The 1,215-nt window shown below is 74.7% G+C and carries 1 protein-coding gene and 1 pseudogene; both read left to right on the top strand.

The window, feature by feature from the left end; translation table 11 throughout:
• Positions 1-659 (top strand): annotated as a pseudogene (locus N869_RS15190) (phospho-sugar mutase); the annotation flags it as partial.
• 29 nt (positions 660-688) lie between these two features.
• On the top strand, positions 689-1,215 hold a 527-nt coding region (locus N869_RS15195), incomplete at its 3' end, for a LysR family substrate-binding domain-containing protein (protein WP_052105649.1).

Genomic DNA, 1,215 nt, shown 5'->3' on the forward strand with positions numbered 1-1,215 from the left:
CACGCCTGCTGGCCCGCATCGCCGACGAGCACGGGCTGCAGCACCGGTCGACGCTCACCGGCTTCAAGTGGATCGCGCGCGTGCAGGACCTCGTGCTGGGGTACGAGGAGGCACTGGGCTACTGCTGCGCGCCGGGCGTCGTCCGCGACAAGGACGGACTGACCGCTGCCCTGCTCGTCGCCCAGGTCGCGGCCCAGGCCAAGGCCGAGGGCCGCACCCTGCTGGACCTCCTGGACGACCTGGCCCTACGTCACGGGCTGCACGTGACCGACCAGCTGTCGGTGAGGTTCACCGACGTGGAGGGCATCGCCACGACCGTGGCCGGGGTGCGGTCCGCACCCCCCGCGACCCTGGGAGGGTCACCGGTGGTGCAGGTCGAGGACCTGTCCCGACCCGCCGAGGGCCCCGATGCCCTGCCCCCGACCGTCGGGGTGCGGATGCTCGCCCAGGACGGCACCCAGGTGGTGGTGCGCCCCTCCGGGACCGAGCCGAAGGTCAAGTGCTACCTCGAGGTCGTCGTCCCGGTCGACGAGGGCAGCGCTGAAGGTGCGGGGGGTGCCGACGCAGCCGAGAGGGTGGGGCGGGCGCGTGCCACGGCCCGGGCGCGCCTGGAGGCGGTGCGGGCCGACGTCGCCGCGGCACTCGAGGGCCGGTCCTGAGCGCGCAGGCCGGGCTCCGGCTGCTCGTCGTGCCGGGCACCACACCCCAGAAGTGGGTCGCGGCGTGGCGTGACCGCACCGACGTCCCGCTGGAGCTGGTGCACGCCCCGGTGACGGACCAGCTCACCCTGATCCGGGCCGGGGACGTGGACATGGGCCTGGTGAGGCTGGGCGAGCGCCCCCACGACCTGCACGCCATCCCCCTGTACACCGAGACCACCGTCGTGGTGGTCCCCGCGGACCACGTCCTGACCGCCGTGGACGAGGTCAGCACCGATGACCTCGAGGGCGAGGTCGTGATCCGGACGCTCGACGACCCCCTGACGTGGCAGAGCCACCCGGGGCAGCCCGCAGTGGGCCCGCCCCCGGACGTGGCCGGTGCGGTCGAGCTGGTCGCCGCCGGGGTGGGCCTGCTGGTGGTGCCGCAGTCCCTGGCGCGCCTGCACCACCGCCGTGACCTCACCTACCGGCCCCTGACCGGCGCCCCCACGTCGACCGTGCAGCTGGCCTGGCACCCGGACCGCGCCGACGAGCGCACCGAGACGTTCGTCGGGGT

This window comes from Cellulomonas bogoriensis 69B4 = DSM 16987, assembly GCF_000767165.1.
GTDB lineage: Bacteria > Actinomycetota > Actinomycetes > Actinomycetales > Cellulomonadaceae > Actinotalea > Actinotalea bogoriensis.